18 protein-coding genes are annotated in these 16,988 nt (G+C 62.3%); 5 read left to right on the top strand and 13 right to left on the bottom strand.

From position 1 onward, the window contains the following. The first annotated feature begins 109 nt into the window (after positions 1–109). A complete protein-coding gene (lysS, locus tag JMY24_RS03875) occupies positions 110–1,696 on the top strand; it encodes a lysine--tRNA ligase (protein ID WP_236597310.1) in 1,587 nt (528 codons plus the stop codon). A gap of 242 nt (positions 1,697–1,938) precedes the next feature. Next, positions 1,939–2,703: a glycine zipper 2TM domain-containing protein gene (locus JMY24_RS03870; RefSeq protein WP_201701411.1), complete on the top strand. Its 765-nt coding sequence runs from the start codon at positions 1,939–1,941 to the stop codon at positions 2,701–2,703. 97 nt (positions 2,704–2,800) lie between these two features. Here the strand turns inward: JMY24_RS03870 and iscX are convergent, their stop codons facing one another. The 10 genes from iscX to JMY24_RS03820 form a co-directional block, all read right to left on the bottom strand. Beyond that, entirely contained in the window at positions 2,801–2,998 is a 198-nt protein-coding gene (gene iscX, locus JMY24_RS03865) for a Fe-S cluster assembly protein IscX (protein ID WP_013588918.1), read from the bottom strand. A 15-nt stretch (positions 2,999–3,013) separates the two neighbouring features. Then, positions 3,014–3,355, bottom strand: coding sequence for an ISC system 2Fe-2S type ferredoxin (gene fdx, locus JMY24_RS03860; protein WP_128592140.1), 342 nt, complete (start codon positions 3,353–3,355; stop codon positions 3,014–3,016). A 169-nt stretch (positions 3,356–3,524) separates the two neighbouring features. Then, positions 3,525–5,396, bottom strand: coding sequence for a Fe-S protein assembly chaperone HscA (gene hscA / locus JMY24_RS03855; protein WP_201701410.1), 1,872 nt, complete (start codon positions 5,394–5,396; stop codon positions 3,525–3,527). A gap of 104 nt (positions 5,397–5,500) precedes the next feature. Continuing rightward, a complete protein-coding gene (gene hscB, locus JMY24_RS03850; RefSeq protein WP_128595406.1) occupies positions 5,501–6,028 on the bottom strand; it encodes a Fe-S protein assembly co-chaperone HscB in 528 nt (175 codons plus the stop codon). 153 nt (positions 6,029–6,181) lie between these two features. Beyond that, positions 6,182–6,505 carry an iron-sulfur cluster assembly protein IscA gene (iscA, locus tag JMY24_RS03845; protein ID WP_102630760.1) on the bottom strand — a complete coding sequence of 108 codons (324 nt, stop codon included), beginning with the start codon at positions 6,503–6,505 and terminating at the stop codon, positions 6,182–6,184. Positions 6,506–6,635: 130 nt separating this feature from the next. After that, positions 6,636–7,049 carry a Fe-S cluster assembly scaffold IscU gene (gene iscU, locus JMY24_RS03840; protein WP_020065505.1) on the bottom strand — a complete coding sequence of 138 codons (414 nt, stop codon included), beginning with the start codon at positions 7,047–7,049 and terminating at the stop codon, positions 6,636–6,638. 71 nt (positions 7,050–7,120) lie between these two features. Further along, positions 7,121–8,344 carry an IscS subfamily cysteine desulfurase gene (locus JMY24_RS03835; protein WP_128591887.1) on the bottom strand — a complete coding sequence of 408 codons (1,224 nt, stop codon included), beginning with the start codon at positions 8,342–8,344 and terminating at the stop codon, positions 7,121–7,123. A 72-nt stretch (positions 8,345–8,416) separates the two neighbouring features. After that, on the bottom strand, positions 8,417–8,947 hold the full coding sequence (iscR, locus tag JMY24_RS03830) for a Fe-S cluster assembly transcriptional regulator IscR (RefSeq protein ID WP_006051269.1): 531 nt from the start codon (positions 8,945–8,947) through the stop codon (positions 8,417–8,419). A 141-nt stretch (positions 8,948–9,088) separates the two neighbouring features. Continuing rightward, positions 9,089–9,577: a low molecular weight protein-tyrosine-phosphatase gene (locus tag JMY24_RS03825; protein WP_128595407.1), complete on the bottom strand. Its 489-nt coding sequence runs from the start codon at positions 9,575–9,577 to the stop codon at positions 9,089–9,091. Positions 9,578–9,768: 191 nt separating this feature from the next. Next, a complete protein-coding gene (locus JMY24_RS03820) occupies positions 9,769–10,008 on the bottom strand; it encodes a hypothetical protein (RefSeq protein WP_128595408.1) in 240 nt (79 codons plus the stop codon). A gap of 266 nt (positions 10,009–10,274) precedes the next feature. Here JMY24_RS03820 and JMY24_RS03815 point away from each other — a divergent pair, with 266 nt between their 5' ends. Continuing rightward, positions 10,275–10,802 (top strand): hypothetical protein, encoded by a 528-nt coding sequence (locus tag JMY24_RS03815; RefSeq protein WP_201701409.1) that lies wholly within the window; start codon positions 10,275–10,277, stop codon positions 10,800–10,802. A 209-nt stretch (positions 10,803–11,011) separates the two neighbouring features. On the opposite strand, the gene JMY24_RS03810 is transcribed toward JMY24_RS03815, so the two are convergent. Together JMY24_RS03810 and JMY24_RS03805 are read right to left on the bottom strand one after the other, a co-directional pair. Then, positions 11,012–12,427, bottom strand: a complete 1,416-nt coding sequence (locus JMY24_RS03810; protein WP_128595410.1) for a LutB/LldF family L-lactate oxidation iron-sulfur protein — start codon at positions 12,425–12,427, stop codon at positions 11,012–11,014. Positions 12,428–12,437: 10 nt separating this feature from the next. Beyond that, on the bottom strand, positions 12,438–13,160 hold the full coding sequence (locus tag JMY24_RS03805) for a (Fe-S)-binding protein (RefSeq protein WP_128595411.1): 723 nt from the start codon (positions 13,158–13,160) through the stop codon (positions 12,438–12,440). A gap of 179 nt (positions 13,161–13,339) precedes the next feature. Between JMY24_RS03805 and JMY24_RS03800 the strand changes: the two genes are divergently transcribed. Further along, a complete protein-coding gene (locus JMY24_RS03800; RefSeq protein ID WP_128595412.1) occupies positions 13,340–14,152 on the top strand; it encodes an IclR family transcriptional regulator in 813 nt (270 codons plus the stop codon). A gap of 97 nt (positions 14,153–14,249) precedes the next feature. Here the strand turns inward: JMY24_RS03800 and pbpG are convergent, their stop codons facing one another. Further along, positions 14,250–15,431 carry a D-alanyl-D-alanine endopeptidase gene (gene pbpG, locus JMY24_RS03795; RefSeq protein ID WP_128595413.1) on the bottom strand — a complete coding sequence of 394 codons (1,182 nt, stop codon included), beginning with the start codon at positions 15,429–15,431 and terminating at the stop codon, positions 14,250–14,252. 771 nt (positions 15,432–16,202) lie between these two features. On the opposite strand from pbpG, the gene JMY24_RS03790 reads away from it, so the two are divergent. Further along, positions 16,203–16,775, top strand: a complete 573-nt coding sequence (locus JMY24_RS03790) for a phasin family protein (RefSeq protein WP_128589476.1) — start codon at positions 16,203–16,205, stop codon at positions 16,773–16,775. Positions 16,776–16,988 lie beyond the last annotated feature (213 nt).

The raw sequence follows: 16,988 nt of genomic DNA, 5'->3' as shown, positions 1-16,988 counted from the left end.
CTGGCTGTCCGCAAGCCGGCCACCGCGATATGAGGCGCTGATTGCGGCTGATTGATTGCAGGCCACCGATTGCGGACCACCGATTGCGGACCACGAATACCAAACCATCATGAACGAACCGATCCAGCCTAATGCGGCCCAGCCTGATGCGGCCCAGCCTGATGCGGCCCAGCCGAATGCGGCCCAGCCGAGCGTCGTGCCCGAGGTGGACGACAACAAGATCATCGCCGAGCGCCGCGAGAAGCTGCGCGAGTTGCGTGAGCAAGGCGTCGCCTATCCGAACGATTTCCGTCCCACGCATCATGCGCAAGATCTGCAATCGCAGTTCGAGCAAACCGACAAGGAAGCGCTCGAAGCAAACCCGCTCGAAGTAGCGATTGCCGGCCGCATGATGCTCAAGCGCGTGATGGGCAAGGCAAGCTTTGCGACCGTGCGCGACGGCTCGGGGCAGATCCAGTTCTTCATCACGCCGGCCGACGTCGGTCAGCAAACGTACGACGCCTTCAAGAAGTGGGACATGGGCGACATCGTCGCGGCGCGCGGCGTGCTGTTTCGCACCAACAAGGGCGAGCTCTCCGTGCGTTGTACCGAACTGCGCCTGCTGTCGAAGTCGCTGCGTCCGCTGCCGGACAAGTTCCACGGTCTGTCGGACCAGGAGATGAAGTATCGCCAGCGCTACGTGGATCTGATCGTCACGCCGGAAACGCGCAAGACGTTCGTCGCGCGTACGAAGGCAATTTCGTCGATCCGCAAATTCATGGCCGACGCCGACTTCATGGAAGTCGAAACGCCAATGCTCCACCCCATTCCCGGTGGCGCGGCGGCCAAGCCGTTCACCACGCACCACAACGCGCTCGACATGCAGATGTTCCTGCGCATCGCGCCTGAGCTGTATCTGAAGCGGCTGGTGGTGGGCGGCTTCGAGCGCGTGTTCGAGATCAACCGTAACTTCCGCAATGAGGGCGTCTCCGTGCGCCACAACCCGGAATTCACGATGATCGAGTTCTACGCGGCCTACACCGATTACAAGTGGCTGATGGATTTCACCGAGCAGTTGATCCGCCAGGCCGCGATCGACGCACTGGGCACCGCGACGATCACGTATCAAGGGCGCGAACTCGATCTGGCCAAGCCGTTCCACCGTTTGACGATCACTGAGGCTATCCAGAAGTACGCGCCCCAGTACACGAACGAGCAGTTGGCCGACAGCGCGTTCCTTCGCACGGAACTGAAGAAGTTCGGCGTGGACGCGTCGCAGCCGCAGTTCCTGAATGCGGGCGTGGGCTCGCTACAACTGGCGCTGTTCGAAGAGACCGCCGAGTCGCAACTGTGGGAGCCGACGTACATCATCGACTATCCGGTCGAGGTGTCGCCGCTCGCGCGCGCATCGGACAAGGTGGAAGGCATCACCGAGCGATTCGAGCTGTTCATTACCGGCCGCGAAATCGCCAATGGCTTCTCGGAGCTGAACGATCCGGAAGACCAGGCGGCGCGCTTCAAGAAGCAGGTCGACCAGAAGGACGCCGGCGACGAAGAAGCCATGTTCTACGACGCCGACTATATCCGCGCGCTCGAATACGGCATGCCGCCGGCGGGTGGCTGCGGTATCGGCATTGACCGTCTGGTCATGATGCTCACTGACAGCCCGAGCATCCGCGACGTGATTCTGTTCCCGCATCTGCGTCGCGAAGACTGAGCATTACACTGTTTTCTTTGGAAACGCCCGGCTCTCATGCCGGGCGTTTTGCGTTGTGCGTTGTGCGGGGGCCAGGCACTGCGTTGGCTAGTCGTGCATGTAACCATTAGTAAAAGCCCCGCCGCCGTACGTACCGGAAAGCGCCGTTTCCGGCAAATCGTTACAATTGGAAACGTCCCGTGGATCGATTTCACGGAGACTTGGTCTCATTACAAGTCACTCTGCCAAAGACGGAGGCGAAGATGGATCGACCCAACACGCAACCCGCCACGCCAGTGGCGCAGAACCCGGCATCGTCGACATCCCAGCGGCGGCTCCATCCGCTCGTCGCGACCGCTGCGGGTGCTGTCATTATCGCGAGCCTCGTCGCGACGGCGGCAATTACAGGCATGTTCCCCAAGGCGTCCAGCACCGGCGAGCCCACCGGCCAGACGCAGGCGGCGCAGGTCCTGCCGCAAAGCGGCCAGCCAGCGGTGGTCGATTCGGCGGCGCCGGCCAACCCGTCGGCGCAGCAGAGTTCCGGTCAGATCGTCCAGCAGCCCGCGCCGCAGCAAGCCGAACCGCAACCCCAGCGCGCGCCGGCACCGTCTCCCGCGCAGCAACAGTACGCGCAACAGCAACAGGCACAGCCCGCGCCGCAGTATGCTCAGCAGCAGCCGACGCAACCGGCCTACTGCGCGAGTTGCGGCACGGTCGTCGCAATTTCCGAAGCGCGTCAGGAAGGTCATGGGACCGGCATTGGCGCGGTCGGCGGCGCGGTGGCGGGCGGCGTGGTCGGCAATCAGTTCGGCAGCGGCAATGGGCGCACCGCAATGACACTGCTCGGCGCGCTCGGCGGCGGCCTTGCCGGCAATTCAGTCGAAAAGCACATCCGCAGCACGACGTCGTATTCGGTGCGGGTTCGGATGGAAAACGGCAAGACGCGCTACTTCACGTATCACGAAGCGCCGCCATTCCAGCAAGGACAGCGCGTTCGTGTGCAGAACGGCACGCTCGTGGCGGACTGACGCTGCGCATCTGATCTGACGTGCATAAAAAAGGCGACTCCAATGGAATCGCCTTTTTCTTTACCGCAGCCGCATCAGCGCAAGCCGCCTCGCAAACTCAGTAATCCGCGTCTTCGATCCATGCAGCCTGGATCGCCTCGAGGATCTTTTCGTTCGACCGGTTCGGATCGTCGTCGAATCCTTCCAGTTCGGTGACCCAGCGGTGCAAGTCGGTGAAGCGCACTTGCTGCGGATCGACGTCCTGATGCTTGTCGGTCAGGGCCATCGCGATGTCTTGCGTATCGGTCCACTTCATGGCTGCGTCCTCCTGTTAGTGATTTTCCTTCGCGTGATTGATCGAGTAACGCGGGATTTCGACGACCAGGTCCTGCTCGGCCGGCACAACCGCCTGGCACGACAGACGCGAAGCCGGCTCGAGCCCCCACGCCTTGTCCAGCAGATCGTCCTCGTCTTCCTCGGACGGCGTCAAGGCGGCGAAACCCTCACGCACGATCACGTGACAGGTCGTGCAGGCGCACGACTTCTCGCAGGCATGCTCGATTTCGATGCCGTTATCGAGCAGGTTGTCGCAAATGCTCTTGCCGGGCACGGCTTCGATCACCGCGCCTTCCGGGCACAGTTCGACGTGAGGCAGCACAACGATTTGAGGCATACATTTTCCGTTTGGGTCCGAGGCGCGGCCTCTACCAGGTTCGCGCCATTTTACTGGCGCCACGCGGAGTTTTTAAGTCCGCGCGGCGCGCTTCAGTTTCTGCGGCGAGCCGCCGTTTGCCGATGCTTGCCGCCGCTTGCCGGCGCTGTCAATGCAACCGGCGCGAGCTTCAGATCTCGTCGAGCTTGCGGCCGGCCAGCGCGCGGCGAATGCCCTTGTTCATGCGGCGGGCTGCGAATTCGTCGGTGCCTTCGGCGAGTTTTTTGGTTGCTGCTTCGATCGCGTCCACGTCGTCGCTCTGCGCGACATTGCGCAAGGCGGTCAGCAGCGCGTCGAGTTCCGCGCGCTCGCTGTCGTCGAGCAGTTCGGCGTCGGCGGCGAGCGCCGCGTCGGTCGCTTCGACGAGACGCCGCGCTTCGACCTGCGCCTCGCGCAGCGCACGGGCGCGCATGTCGACTTCAGCGGTGGAGAAGCTGTCTTCGAGCATTCTGGCGATGTCGTCGTCGGCGAGACCGTACGACGGCTTCACGACCACCGACGCCTCCACGCCCGAGCCGAGCTCGCGTGCAAACACGGACAACAGGCCGTCCGCGTCCACCTGATAGGTCACGCGGATGCGCGCCGCGCCGGCCGCCATCGGCGGAATGCCGCGCAGCTCGAAACGCGCGAGCGAGCGGCAGTCGCTGACGAGCTCGCGCTCGCCTTGCACGACGTGTATCGCCATCGCCGTCTGGCCGTCCTTGAACGTGGTGAAATCCTGCGCGCGCGCGACCGGAATCGTCGAATTACGCGGGATGATTTTCTCGGTCAGACCGCCCATTGTCTCGACGCCGAGCGACAGCGGAATCACGTCGAGTAACAGCCAGTCGTCGCCGTCCGCGCCGCGGTTGCCGGCGAGCAGGTCGGCCTGGATTGCGGCGCCCAGCGCGACGACCTGGTCGGGATCGAGATTGACGAGCGGCGGCTGGCCGAAGAACGATTCGACCGCGCGGCGAATCACCGGCATGCGCGTCGCGCCACCCACCAGCACAACGCCCTTGATCTCTTTGGTCGTAACCATGGCGTCGCGCAACGCCTTTTTCGTCGGGCCGAGCGTGCGTTGCACGAGCGCCTGAGTGATGGCCTCGAAAGTGGCCTCCTCGATCGTCAGATCGATCCTGGTGGCGCTGGAAAGCGTCACGGCGAGGGTTGCCTCAGCCGCGTCCGACAACGCCTCCTTGGTCGTGCGCACGCTGTCGAGCAGCAGCCGCACGTCTTCGGGCGCGAGCGTTTTCGGCGCGATGCCGGCCTGCTCCAGCACATGGCGATACAGCGCGTGGTCGAAATCGTCGCCGCCGAGCGCCGAGTCGCCGCCTGCCGCGAGCACTTCGAATACGCCTTTCGTAAGCTTCAGAATCGACAGGTCGAAGGTGCCGCCGCCGAGATCGTAGACGGCGTACAAGCCTTCCGAGCCGTTGTCGAGGCCGTAGGCAATCGCGGCCGCGGTCGGCTCGTTCAACAGGCGCAGCACGTTCAGGCCGGCCAGACGCGCGGCGTCTTTGGTCGCCTGGCGTTGGGCTTCGTCGAAGTAAGCGGGCACCGTGATCACCGCGCCGACCAGCTCGTCGCCAAGCGTGTCTTCAGCGCGCTGGCGCAGCGTCGCGAGAATCTCCGCCGATACTTCGACCGGACTCTTCACACCGTCGACGGTACGGATCTGCACCATGCCGGGCGCGTCGATGAAATCGTAGGGCGCGTTTTCGGCACCCTCCACTTCCGCCTTGCCGCGTCCCATGAAACGCTTGACGGAGACGATCGTGTTGCGCGGATCGGTCGCCGCCTCGGCCTTGGCCGCGCGGCCGATACGGCGGCCGCCCTTCTCCAGGTAACGCACCACGGAGGGCAGCAGCACATGGCCGTCTTCGTCGGGCAGCACATCGGGCACGCCGCTGCGCACGGCGGCGACGAGGGAGTTGGTCGTGCCGAGGTCGATACCGACCGCCAGACGCCGCTGATGAGGCGCCGGCGCCATGCCGGGTTCGGAGATTTGCAGTAAGGCCATCTGGATCTTCTCGGAGCCGTCAGACTCCGTCCTGAAATTGCGTTGCTGGATGTAATGCCAATGCCGCTTTGCACCGCTGCGATGCGACGCTGCAAACGAGCCGCCTAGTTTTCGAGCCGCTCGATCTGCGCGCCGATTTCCGCCGCCACCCGTTCGATAAACATCAACTGCCGCACCGCCTCGCCCGCCGCCTGATTTACGCCGCTGTCGAGCAACGCGCCGAGCTTCTCGATACGCACGCGTTCTTCGTCGCGCAATTCAGTGAGCAAGGCGTCGAGCGCGTCGACGTTCTTTGCCGCGGCGGCGTCTTCAATACCTTCACGCCACTCCATCTGCTGCATCAGAAACGCCGGCTCCATTGCGGTGTTGTCGTGCGCGCCGACGTCGATGCCACGCAGATGCAGCAGATACGTCGCGCGCTTTAACGGATCGCGCAGCGTTTGATACGCCTCGTTCGTGCGCGTCGCCCATTGCATCGCGATGCGCTTTTGTGCGTCGCCGGCTGCCGCGAAGCGGTCTGGATGCACTTGCGCCTGGACCGTGCGATACGCGTGATCGAGCGCGTCCGAATCGAGCGCGAATTGCGCAGGGAGACCAAACAGGTCGAAGTGGCTATCTTTCAGCGAGACCATCGGATCAAAAAAATTCCGTCGAGAAAAGCGCATTTGAGCGGAGGTCGAGAGCGTAGCCGGCTCAACAGGGCTGCACCTCACGCGAAAACCGCGGAGCAAACTAAAAAGGCGGCCCGCGCCGCCTTTGGTCCGCTGCACGCGGAAGTGTTCGAGTTAGACGCGGAACGACTCGCCGCAGCCGCACTCGTCTTTCACATTCGGGTTATTGAACTTGAAGCCTTCGTTCAGCCCTTCGCGCGCGAAGTCGAGTTCGGTTCCGTCGATATATGCAAGGCTCTTCGGGTCGACAATGATCTTCACGCCGTTGCATTCGAACACCTCGTCTTCGGGCGCGAGTTCGTCCACGTACTCGAGCTTGTAAGCCAAGCCGGAGCAGCCGGTGGTGCGCACGCCGACGCGCAGGCCCACGCCTTTACCGCGACGGGTCAGATACTTCTGGACGTGCTGTGCTGCCTTCTGGGTCAACGTAATTGCCATAGCGTTTCTCATTGCGCGGTGCGTTCCGACGCACCGCTGCCCTGCCTGCATCAAATGTCGCTCATGCCTGACGGCGCATGTAGCCGCGCCGCCCGCTTCCCTTCACCCGATCGCTCCCGAACCCAAAGCTTCAAGCGTGTTGCTTGTCGCTTTCTTCGACCGCTGCGCCGTGACGTTGCTTGTAGTCGGCGACCGCTGCCTTGATCGCGTCTTCCGCGAGAATCGAGCAGTGGATCTTCACCGGGGGCAACGCGAGCTCTTCGGCGATCTGCGTGTTCTTGATCGACATAGCCTGATCGAGCGTCTTGCCCTTGACCCATTCGGTGACGAGCGAGCTCGATGCGATCGCCGAACCGCAGCCGTACGTCTTGAACTTCGCGTCTTCGATGATGCCGTCCGCGCCCACGCGGATCTGCAGCTTCATCACGTCGCCGCAAGCGGGCGCGCCGACCATGCCGGTGCCGACCGTGTCGTCGTCTTTCGCAAACGAGCCGACGTTGCGCGGGTTTTCGTAGTGATCCAGAACCTTGTCGCTATAAGCCATGATTACACTCCTTAATTCGTTTCAATCTGCCAATCGGATAAAAGCGCGATCAAATTCGACCAGCCGGCGCGTCAGTGCGCTGCCCACTGAATGGTCGAAATGTCGATGCCGTCCTGATGCATTTCCCACAGCGGCGACAGATCGCGCAGCTTCGAAATTTTCGTCTTCAGCAGATTGATCACGTAGTCGACGTCCTGCTCGGTCGTGAAGCGGCCCACCGTGAAGCGGATCGAGCTGTGCGCCAGTTCGTCGTTACGGCCGAGCGCGCGCAGCACATACGACGGTTCCAGCGAAGCCGACGTACACGCCGAACCCGACGACACCGCCACGTCCTTCACCGCCATGATCAGCGATTCGCCTTCGACGAAATTAAAGCTGATGTTCAGGTTGTGCGGCACACGCTTTTCCATGTCGCCGTTCACATACACTTCTTCGATCTCCGACAGCCCGCGCAGCAAGCGGTCGCGCAGCATGCGAATGCGCTCGTTTTCCGTTGCCATTTCTTCGCGCGCGAGCCGGAATGCTTCGCCCATGCCGACGATCTGGTGCGTCGCCAGCGTGCCCGAACGCATGCCGCGCTCGTGACCGCCGCCGTGCATTTGCGCCTCGATACGCACACGCGGCTTGCGGCGCACGTACAACGCGCCGATGCCCTTCGGGCCATAAGTCTTGTGCGCCGAGAACGACATGAGGTCGACCTTCAGCTTTTGCAAATCGATCTCGATCTTGCCTGTGGCCTGCGCCGCGTCCACGTGAAAAATAATGCCTTTTTCACGGGTGATCTCGCCAATCGCCTCGATGTCCTGAATCACGCCGATCTCGTTGTTCACCGACATGATCGACACGAGGATCGTGTCCGGGCGAATCGCCGCCTTGAACTTCTCCAGGTCGATCAAACCGTCGTCCTTCACATCAAGATACGTGACTTCGAAGCCTTCACGCTCGAGCTCGCGGCAGGTGTCGAGCACGGCCTTGTGCTCGGTCTTCACCGTGATGACGTGCTTGCCTTTGCTCTTGTAGAAGTGCGCGGCGCCCTTGATCGCGAGGTTGTCCGACTCGGTTGCGCCCGAGGTCCAGATGATTTCGCGCGGGTCGGCGTTGACCAGCGCCGCGACGTTCTCGCGCGCTTCTTCGACTGCGCGCTCCGCCGTCCAGCCATACGAGTGACTGCGCGATGCGGGGTTGCCGAACTGCTCGCGCAGATACGGAATCATCTTGTCCACCACGCGCGGGTCGACCGGGGTCGTCGCGCTGTAGTCCATGTAAATGGGCAGGTGGGGAATGTCGTTGTTCATCTATCGCTCCGGGGACGTCGTGTGCTCTGGCTTCTGAATTCGCTATGGGCTGCGGTGATGTCGTGCCGCGCCTCAGGAACCGGCCATGTTGAAAACGGAATTGGGCCCTTTAGGCGCCACGCGGACCGGCTCGACCGCCGGCGCCTCGCTGCGCCTGTCGCGCAGGACGGCCGGCGCGCCTTCGCGCGAACGCTGCTGATCGACCAGATCTTTCAGGGAGACCGAATCCAGGTACTCGACCATTTTCTGGTTCAGCGTGGACCACAGCTCATGGGTCATGCAATGACCGTCGTGCTGCTTCGTGCCCTCGCACGAGCCCTTGCCGCCGCATTGAGTTGCGTCGAGCGGCTCGTCCACCGCGATGATGATGTCGGCCACCGTCACGTCTTCAGCACGGCGGGCAAGGTTATAGCCGCCGCCCGGTCCGCGCACGGACTCGACGATTTCATGGCGACGCAGCTTGCCAAAGAGCTGCTCGAGGTACGACAGGGAGATATGCTGGCGCTGGCTGATACCCGCAAGCGTCACCGGGCCCTGCTCCTGGCGCAGCGCCAGGTCAATCATCGCCGTGACGGCGAAACGGCCTTTCGTGGTGAGTCTCATATGTATGGGGAACCGCTATTCTCGACAAGTTTTGTCAAGTATAAATACATGAGCGATTTAGTCAAGTATCCCTATCGCGATTTGGGTCATTCGCTTAATTGTTAGCGCGTCTTTTTGGCCGCGACCAGCGGAGCTAACCGATCAATTGGGGACTAGCGCCGCAATAAGGCCGCGGCACGCTGCTTCGCATTGGTCGAGAACCTGCTCGAAGCCTTCGGCTCCGCCGAAATAGGGATCGACAACTTCCCGTGACCCGCCCCATCGAGCGTCGGTCTCGGGCACGAACTCCATTAGCAGACGAATCTTGTCCCGCTGGTCCGGCGGGCACACCTGGCGCAGCGCGGCCACGTTCTTGTCGTCCATCGCGATCAGAAGATCGAAGCGGTCGAAGTCGATCCCGGCGATCTGCCGGCCGCGCAACGCTGCGAGGTCGTAGCCCCGGCCGCGCGCCGCGTGTAGAGCGCGCTCGTCCGGCGGCTGGCCGATGTGCCAATCGCCTGTGCCTGCTGAGTCGATCAGGATGCGTTCACCGAGCTTCGCCTCTTCGACGAGACGGCGCATCACGCCTTCCGCGGTAGGCGAACGGCAGATGTTCCCGAGGCACACAAAGCAGATGGACACGGTTTTCATCAGGGGCTTCTTCTGACGCTTCACAGCGCACTGGTAGTACAAATCCGAGATAAGTCCGCGGCAAGCAACACGCCGCCCACACGGCCTGACGAGATGAAAGGCGACGCCTGCCGCGCGGTGCCGCGATTATACAAAGCCGCGCCGAATCTCGCCCGCAGCCCAACGCTTGATGCGGCCGGTCGTTCGTAGGCTCAGGATGCCTGCGGCAGCGGCAACACCGTGACGGCGCGCAACGGCTTGGCCGGCGGTGACGCTGCGTCGTCGATCATGCCGTACGAGACGGCGCGCGCGAGTTCCGCGGTCAGCTGCTCGGCGGCAAGGGGCGCCTGCGAAGCACGCGAAGCGCCATCGGCGCAGATCTGCATATACGCCAGCCCCGCCAGCGCGAGGACGAGTGCGAGAGGCCAGTACACCGCTATTGTCTTTTTCATGATGTCGTTCTTCCGAAGATGGCTCGCGAGTTCAACGCTCACTATGCCCATCACGAATCCTATAGAAAGAGCTAATCGAGAAAAACCCGGCCGCGCGTGATACAGCGTTGCGTGTAATGGAACAGTGAAACGATGTGCCTGCCAGCAGTGCCATATATGATCAGGCCTGGCACAGAACTTAACTCCTTACAAAAGCATACAAAGCTAGCGCGACAGATGAGCATAATTGCGGTCTGATAGACATGAACTCTTGGCTCGGGCTTGAAATGAAACGCTTTGCACCCCTCGGCGCTGTCGCCGTCGCCGCTCTTCTAGGTGGCTGTGCCGTCTATCCGGACGGCACTCCGATGTACAGCAACGGCTACAGCACCTACGACGGTTACGACGGCTACGGCGCGCCTGTCCCGCCACAGACCAACGTCTACATGGGTTACAACAACTACTACGGCCCTGGTTATTACAACGGCCCCGGGCGCTACTACGGGCCGGGACCGGGATATCGCGGTTATCCGGGACATCCGTACCACGACGGGGACAACGGCAATCACGGCGGCAATGGCAATCACGGCGGCAACGGTGGATGGCACGGCCAGTCTGGTGGCGGCCCGCCGCCGCAAGGCGCGGCCGGCGGTCCGCGCGGACCGAGCGGGTCGAATGCGCCGCGGCCTGCCGCCGCGCCTCCGCCGCCAGCACCGACGCAACAGGCAGGAGGCGGAGGTGGCCACGGCAATGGCGGCGGGCCGGCGGTGAGAGGCAATCCGAATCGCCCGTCGGGCGGCCCGACGGATCACTAAATGGCGCTTGAGCGGCCCAGACGATGCGCAAGAATCGCCTACAGCGCACTTGTCATGGGCCTGCATTCACGGTGATTTGCTTGCCGCGTAATTGCACAGGCCTGCAGGAATGGCGCGCGAGCCGCTGGCTCGCGGGCCGCCGCCACGAGAGTGGCACCTCTGCTCCGTTATCCGCCTTGCAGCGGAACGCGCAGCGCGCTCACCCCCAATCAGCCGATATGACTGCGCTGGGCGGCGTATAACTCCCTGAACGTGCGCCCCACAGGCGCGGGCATGTCACGGGTGTCTGTCCAGCCGGCGCCGGCTAGCGGCAACTTCGCAATCGACCGATTGCTCCCGCCCATCCGCTCCAGCACACGCACGGCGAGCTTCGTGACAACGGCATACATCTGCGGATGCAGCGCCATAAAGCCCCATACAGCCAAGCCCGCGCGCTCCTTCCATGGACGCAGCCGCCGCTCCACCTGCTTCTCCCGCAGCTTGCGCAACAGGTCGGACAAAGGAATCCCGACGGGGCAAACGCTATTGCACTCGCCGCACAGCGTGGCCGCCTGCGGCAGATCCAGCGCCTTGTCGAGGCCGACATAACTCGGCGTCAGCACCGAGCCCATGGGTCCCGGATAGACCCAGCCATACGCGTGTCCGCCCACTTTCTGATACACCGGACAATGGTTCATGCATGCGCCGCAGCGAATGCAGCGAAGCATCTCCTGGAAATCGCCGCCGATCAGCCCCGTGCGCCCGCCGTCGACGAGCACCACATACATGTGCTCCGGCCCGTCCTGATCGCCCTCGCCTCGCGGTCCGGTCAGCAGGGAGAAGTAATTCGACGTGGTCTGGCCGGTCGCGGAGCGCGGCAGCAGACGCATGGCCGTGGCGAGGTCTTCGAGTGTCGGCAATACCTTCTCGATGCCGGTTACGGCCACATGCACGCGCGGCATGACGGTGCACATGCCTTCGTTGCCCTCGTTCGTGACGAGCACGACCGAGCCGGTTTCCGCGATCACGAAATTGCCGCCCGTCACGCCCATGTCCGCGCTCATGAAGTGCGGACGCAGCACCTGCCGTGCTTCGAGCGTCATGTCGGGAATTTCGGTGAGGCGCGGCCGGCCATGTGTTTTGGCGAAGAGGTCGGCGATCTCGTCCTTATCCTTATGGACGACCGGCGCGATGATGTGGCTCGGCGGCTCGTTGCCGTTGATCTGCAGAATGTATTCGCCCAGATCGGTTTCGATGGACTGCACGCCCATTTGCCCGAGCACTTCGTTCAGGCGCATTTCTTCGGTGACCATCGACTTGGTCTTGATCACCTTCTTCACGTCGTGCCGGCGTGCAATGTCGCCGACGAGCCGCGCCGCCTCCTGAGTGGTCTCCGCAAAGAGCACCGTGACGCCGCGCCGGGCCGCCTCGCGCTCGAAGGTCTCCAGCCACACGTCGAGGTTTTCGAGCGCGCGGTTGCGGCGCTCCTTAAGCGCCGCGCGGGTGGCGGCGAAGTCGATTGCCGTTAGCGCGATGGCGCGGGCGGAAACGAACTTGGTGGACAGCTTGGTCAGGTTCTGCTGCAACCGCTGGTCTGCGAGTTTCTGACCGGCGCGCGCCTTGAATTGCATGGACTGGATTTGCATGGCGATCCCCTCAAACGTCCCCGGCCAGCACTTGAGCGATGTGCAGCACGCGGGTCGCGGTATCGCCGGTACGCCTCAAACGCCCTTCAATATTGAGCATGCAGCCGAGGTCGCCCAGCACGACCGTGCCCGCACCGCTGTCGCGGATATTCGCGCATTTTTCGTCGACGATCGCTGTGGAAATGTCGCCGTACTTGACCGCGAACGTGCCGCCGAAGCCGCAGCAGTGCTCACAGCCCTTCATTTCCGTCACCGCCACGCCCACTTGTGCGAGGAGCTCTCGCGGCTGCGCCTTGACGCCAAGCTCGCGCAGACCCGAGCACGAGTCGTGATAAGTGACTTGCCCCACGAACTCGCCCGGCTGCAATTGCACATGGGCGACATTGACGAGGAAATCGGTAAGCTCGAAGACCTTGGCGCGCAGCCTGCCAAAGCGGTTCATCAGTTCGGGATCGTCGGCAAAGAGGTCGCCGTAGTGCGTGCGGATCATACCGCCGCACGAGCCCGAGGGCACCACCACGTAATCGAACTGTTCGAACTCCCGCAGGGTCTTCTCGGCGAGATCCCGGGCGATGCGCCGCTCGCCCGAGTTGTACGCGGGCTGCCCGCAGCATGTTTGCGCCGGTGGGACCACCACTTCAAAACCCGCGCCCTCGATCAGCTTGATCACCGAGAATCCGATTTCGGGCCGCATCAGGTCGATGAGACAGGTGACGAACAATCCGACTCGCATGAGCCCTCCTCCGGGAAAACGTCCCTGATTATCCGCTGTTTGGCGCACAATACCAACGCCTGGAAGGTGTAGGACGAATGCCTCGCCGAATTCGAAGAGCTCTTCCAAGTGCGTTCGCTTTTTTCACGATACGAGATACAATCAATTTCCGCTGTTTGACGCGTCAACTGATTCTTCTTATGAGCGACACGAACCCGGATCCCAAAACTTCGATCCAGGTGATCGAACGCATGATGCGCCTGCTCGACGCACTCGCCGCGCATAGCGACCCGGTCAGCCTGAAAGAACTCGCCATCCGCACGCAACTGCATCCGTCCACCGCGCATCGCATCCTGAACGACATGGTGATGTGCCGGCTGGTCGATCGGTCTGACCCGGGCACGTACCGGCTCGGCATGCGCCTGCTCGAACTGGGCAACCTGGTGAAAGCGCGCCTGTCGGTGCGCGACGCGGCGCTCACGCCGATGCGCGAACTGCATCGGGAGACGGGCCAGACCGTGAACCTGTCGGTGCGTCAGGGCGACGAGATCGTCTACATCGAACGCGCGTATTCGGAGCGTTCCGGCATGCAGGTGGTGCGGGCTATCGGCGGACGTGCGCCGCTGCATCTCACCTCAGTGGGCAAACTTTTTCTCGCCGCCGACGAATCCACGCGCGTGCGCGCCTACGCGACACGCACGGGCTTGTCTGGCCACACGCAGAACAGCATCACCGATCTCGCCAAGCTGGAGCGCGAACTGTCGCATGTACGCCAGCAGGCCTGCGCGCGCGACAACGAAGAACTCGAACTCGGCGTGCGCTGCATCGCCGCGGGTATCTACGACGATACGGGCAAGCTGGTCGCTGGCTTGTCGTTATCCGCACCGGCCGATCGCCTGCAGGATTCGTGGCTCGGCCAACTCAGCCAGACCGCGCTCGTGATTTCCGAGGCGCTCGGGTATCGGCCGCAAGCCTCCCAAGGGCATGGCCATCATCAGAATTCGCACGCGTAATGCGAAAACCGCCCGCCGAATGAAAAAAGCCCCGCAGCAGTGCGGGGCTTTTTAGTTTGAGGCGGCCCGCCGGCCAACCGGCCGTGCGCGAACAAGCTCAGGTGCCGGGACCGCTGGCGTCGGCGCTCGTGATGCGCGCCTGATCGCCGCCGTTGTCGAGCCACGTGCGCAGCCGCGTGGCATCTGCGAAACGCGAATACTTGCCCGACGAATCGAGCAGCACCATCACCATCGGGCGTCCGTGAATGTTGGCTTGCATCACGAGGCATTCGCCTGCTTCGTTGATGAAACCCGTCTTCTGCAGACCGATGTCCCACGTCGGGTTACGCACGAGTGCGTTGGTGCTGTTGTAGGCGAGCGTGCGCTTGCCGGTGTAGACCTCATAACTATGATCCGTTGAGAACCTGCGGATCAGCGGATATTGATATGCCGCGTTGACCATCTTCACGAGGTCGCGCGCGCTCGATACGTTCTGGCTTGTCAAACCCGTCGGATTCTCGAAGTGCGTCTCGATCATGCCGAGTTGCCGCGCCTTCGCGTTCATGGCGGCGAGAAACGCCGGGCGGCCACCGGGGAAGTAGCGCGAAAGCGCTGCAGCCGCGCGGTTTTCCGAAGCCATCAGCGCAATGTGCAGCATGTCTTCACGCGAGAGCACCGAGCCGACCGACAGGCGCGAGCCGGTGTTCTTCTCGTAATCGCGGTCTTCGTCCGTGACTTCGAGTTGATCGGTCATCGGCTCTTTCGAATCGAGCACGACCATTGCCGTCATCAGCTTGGTAATGGACGCGATCGGCACCACGGCGCGCGAATTCTTGTCGAAGAGCGGCTCGCCCGTGTTCTGATCGACTACGTACGCGACGCTCGAGCGCAGCATCAGCGCGTCCGGCGTTTCGTGCAGGCCGAACGCCTGGCCAACGGTCGGCTGCCGCGGCTCATACGCGACGCGCCGCACCACCGAGCGATGACGTCCGTTCGACGTGTAAGTCACACGCTTGCGCTTGGCGCTCGCGCGGGGCGCGTCGTCGTCAACGGCAGCGGTCTTCGCCTCCGCGCCTTTGCCCGCTCTAGCGGCCTTGCTGGACGCCTTGGCGGTGGCGGCTGGCTTTGTCGCGGCTTTCGCGTGTTTCGAGGTTTTTGCAGATGTAGCGGGCGTAGCAGCGAAAGTGCTCACTGGGGCGCCAAGTGCGGCCGCGAGGACCATGGAGGCGGCCACCGACAACGCGGTGCTGCGCGCCGCGCCGTGGATCACTTTCAGCGACGAAAACATGTCGGTTTTCATGGGTGTTCTGTAGGGAGCGGCGAGAGATTTCCGCAAGTGTAGTAAAACAACGAAAATTTAGCAATTTGAAGCACTTATCGGCGCTCCTTAAACCGGCTTGTAAGCTCCGATCGCAAAAATACAAATAAGTGCCGCGCGTCGATCGAAAAAAACGATCAGGGCGCCGAGCCTCGCCGTCGCCGTCCCGCTCAAAAAGGGCGTGATCCTTCAAGCATAACGGCAATTTCGAGACAACCTTGATGAGGGGAAACGCGAGCGCCACACAAATACAGGCGCAGCGCCTCAGGCAACGCTTTGACCGTATGGCGCCCGGCACGGTCTTAAATGCCCGCTGCAAATCGAATGACGCGCATTCGACCAGCATCAAGGATTAACGTTCCGTGACACTTTATGGTTTACATCGATTCGCTTCCACCGCGATCTTTTGTTAAATGTCCACCTGCGACGCCATTTTGCGGCGCACTGTTGGCCTACGAAACTGGGCACCTTTTTCCGGAACGAATTACCGAAAACTGCCGCACCACGGCAGCGCAACGGTCAATTCGACCGCGTCATTCGCCTGTCATGCGGCGCGCATAAGCTATTGTTTTCTAAGTGGTTTGTTAAAATTGTGCGATGCACAAAAACCGCTTGACATTCGTTGGCGGCATCTTAAAATAGAACCCATTGCTGCGATGCACAATCATCGCGGTCCTGGCAGACGAATCCGTACGTCTCGCCACCACCCAATGCGGTCTGCAAAGATGGGCCGCGATTCCAGGAGCGTAAACCATGACTTTGCTGACCCCCGAGCAATTCGCTGCAGCCCAGAAAGCCAATTTCGAAACGCTGTTCGGCCTGACGACCAAGGCGTTTGAAGGCGTCGAAAAGCTGGTCGAACTGAACCTGCAAGTCGTGAAGTCCACGCTCGCGGAAAGCCAGGAAAATGCCCAGCGCGCGCTGTCCGTCAAAGACGCGCAAGAGTTGCTGGCACTGCAAGCAAGCCTCGCACAGCCCGTCGCTGAAAAGGCCCTGTCGTATGGCCGTCACGTATACGAAATCGTCTCGGCAACGCAAGGCGAATTCGCCCGCGTAGCGGAAGCGCAATTCGAAGAGCAGAACCGCAAGGTTCAGTCGCTCGTCGAAAACGTCGCGAAGAACGCGCCGGCCGGTTCTGAAACCGCTGTCGCCGTGATCAAGTCGGCCATCACCGCCGCCAACACCACGTACGAAACGGTTCACAAGGCCACCAAGCAGGCTGTCGAAATCGCAGAAAGCAACTTCAACGCAGCCGCTACGGCCGCGTCGAAGGCAGCTTCGCAAGCCGCAGCGCAAGCATCGCGCTCGGCCAAGAAGCCGGCCTAATATTCGGGCCTCGCTCTTTGGGCTTGCCCGGGAGCGCGACTTGAAGGCTGTATTTGCGCCGGCCCAGCTCACCGCTGCGCCGGCGCTGCTGTAAGCAACAGCGTCGTGCCGTTGCCGCTCACACGGTTTCAATTGGCCGAACGCTCCGATACGTTGAACGACGTATCGTTTGCCCGGCGAAGCGCCGGGATTTTTTTTGCGGCTTTTGCGTCC

The sequence above is a fragment of the Paraburkholderia kirstenboschensis genome, from assembly GCF_904848585.1.
Taxonomy (GTDB): domain Bacteria; phylum Pseudomonadota; class Gammaproteobacteria; order Burkholderiales; family Burkholderiaceae; genus Paraburkholderia; species Paraburkholderia kirstenboschensis.
The sequence above is the reverse complement of the archived record's forward strand: the minus strand, read 5'-3'. Positions and strand labels throughout refer to the sequence as shown.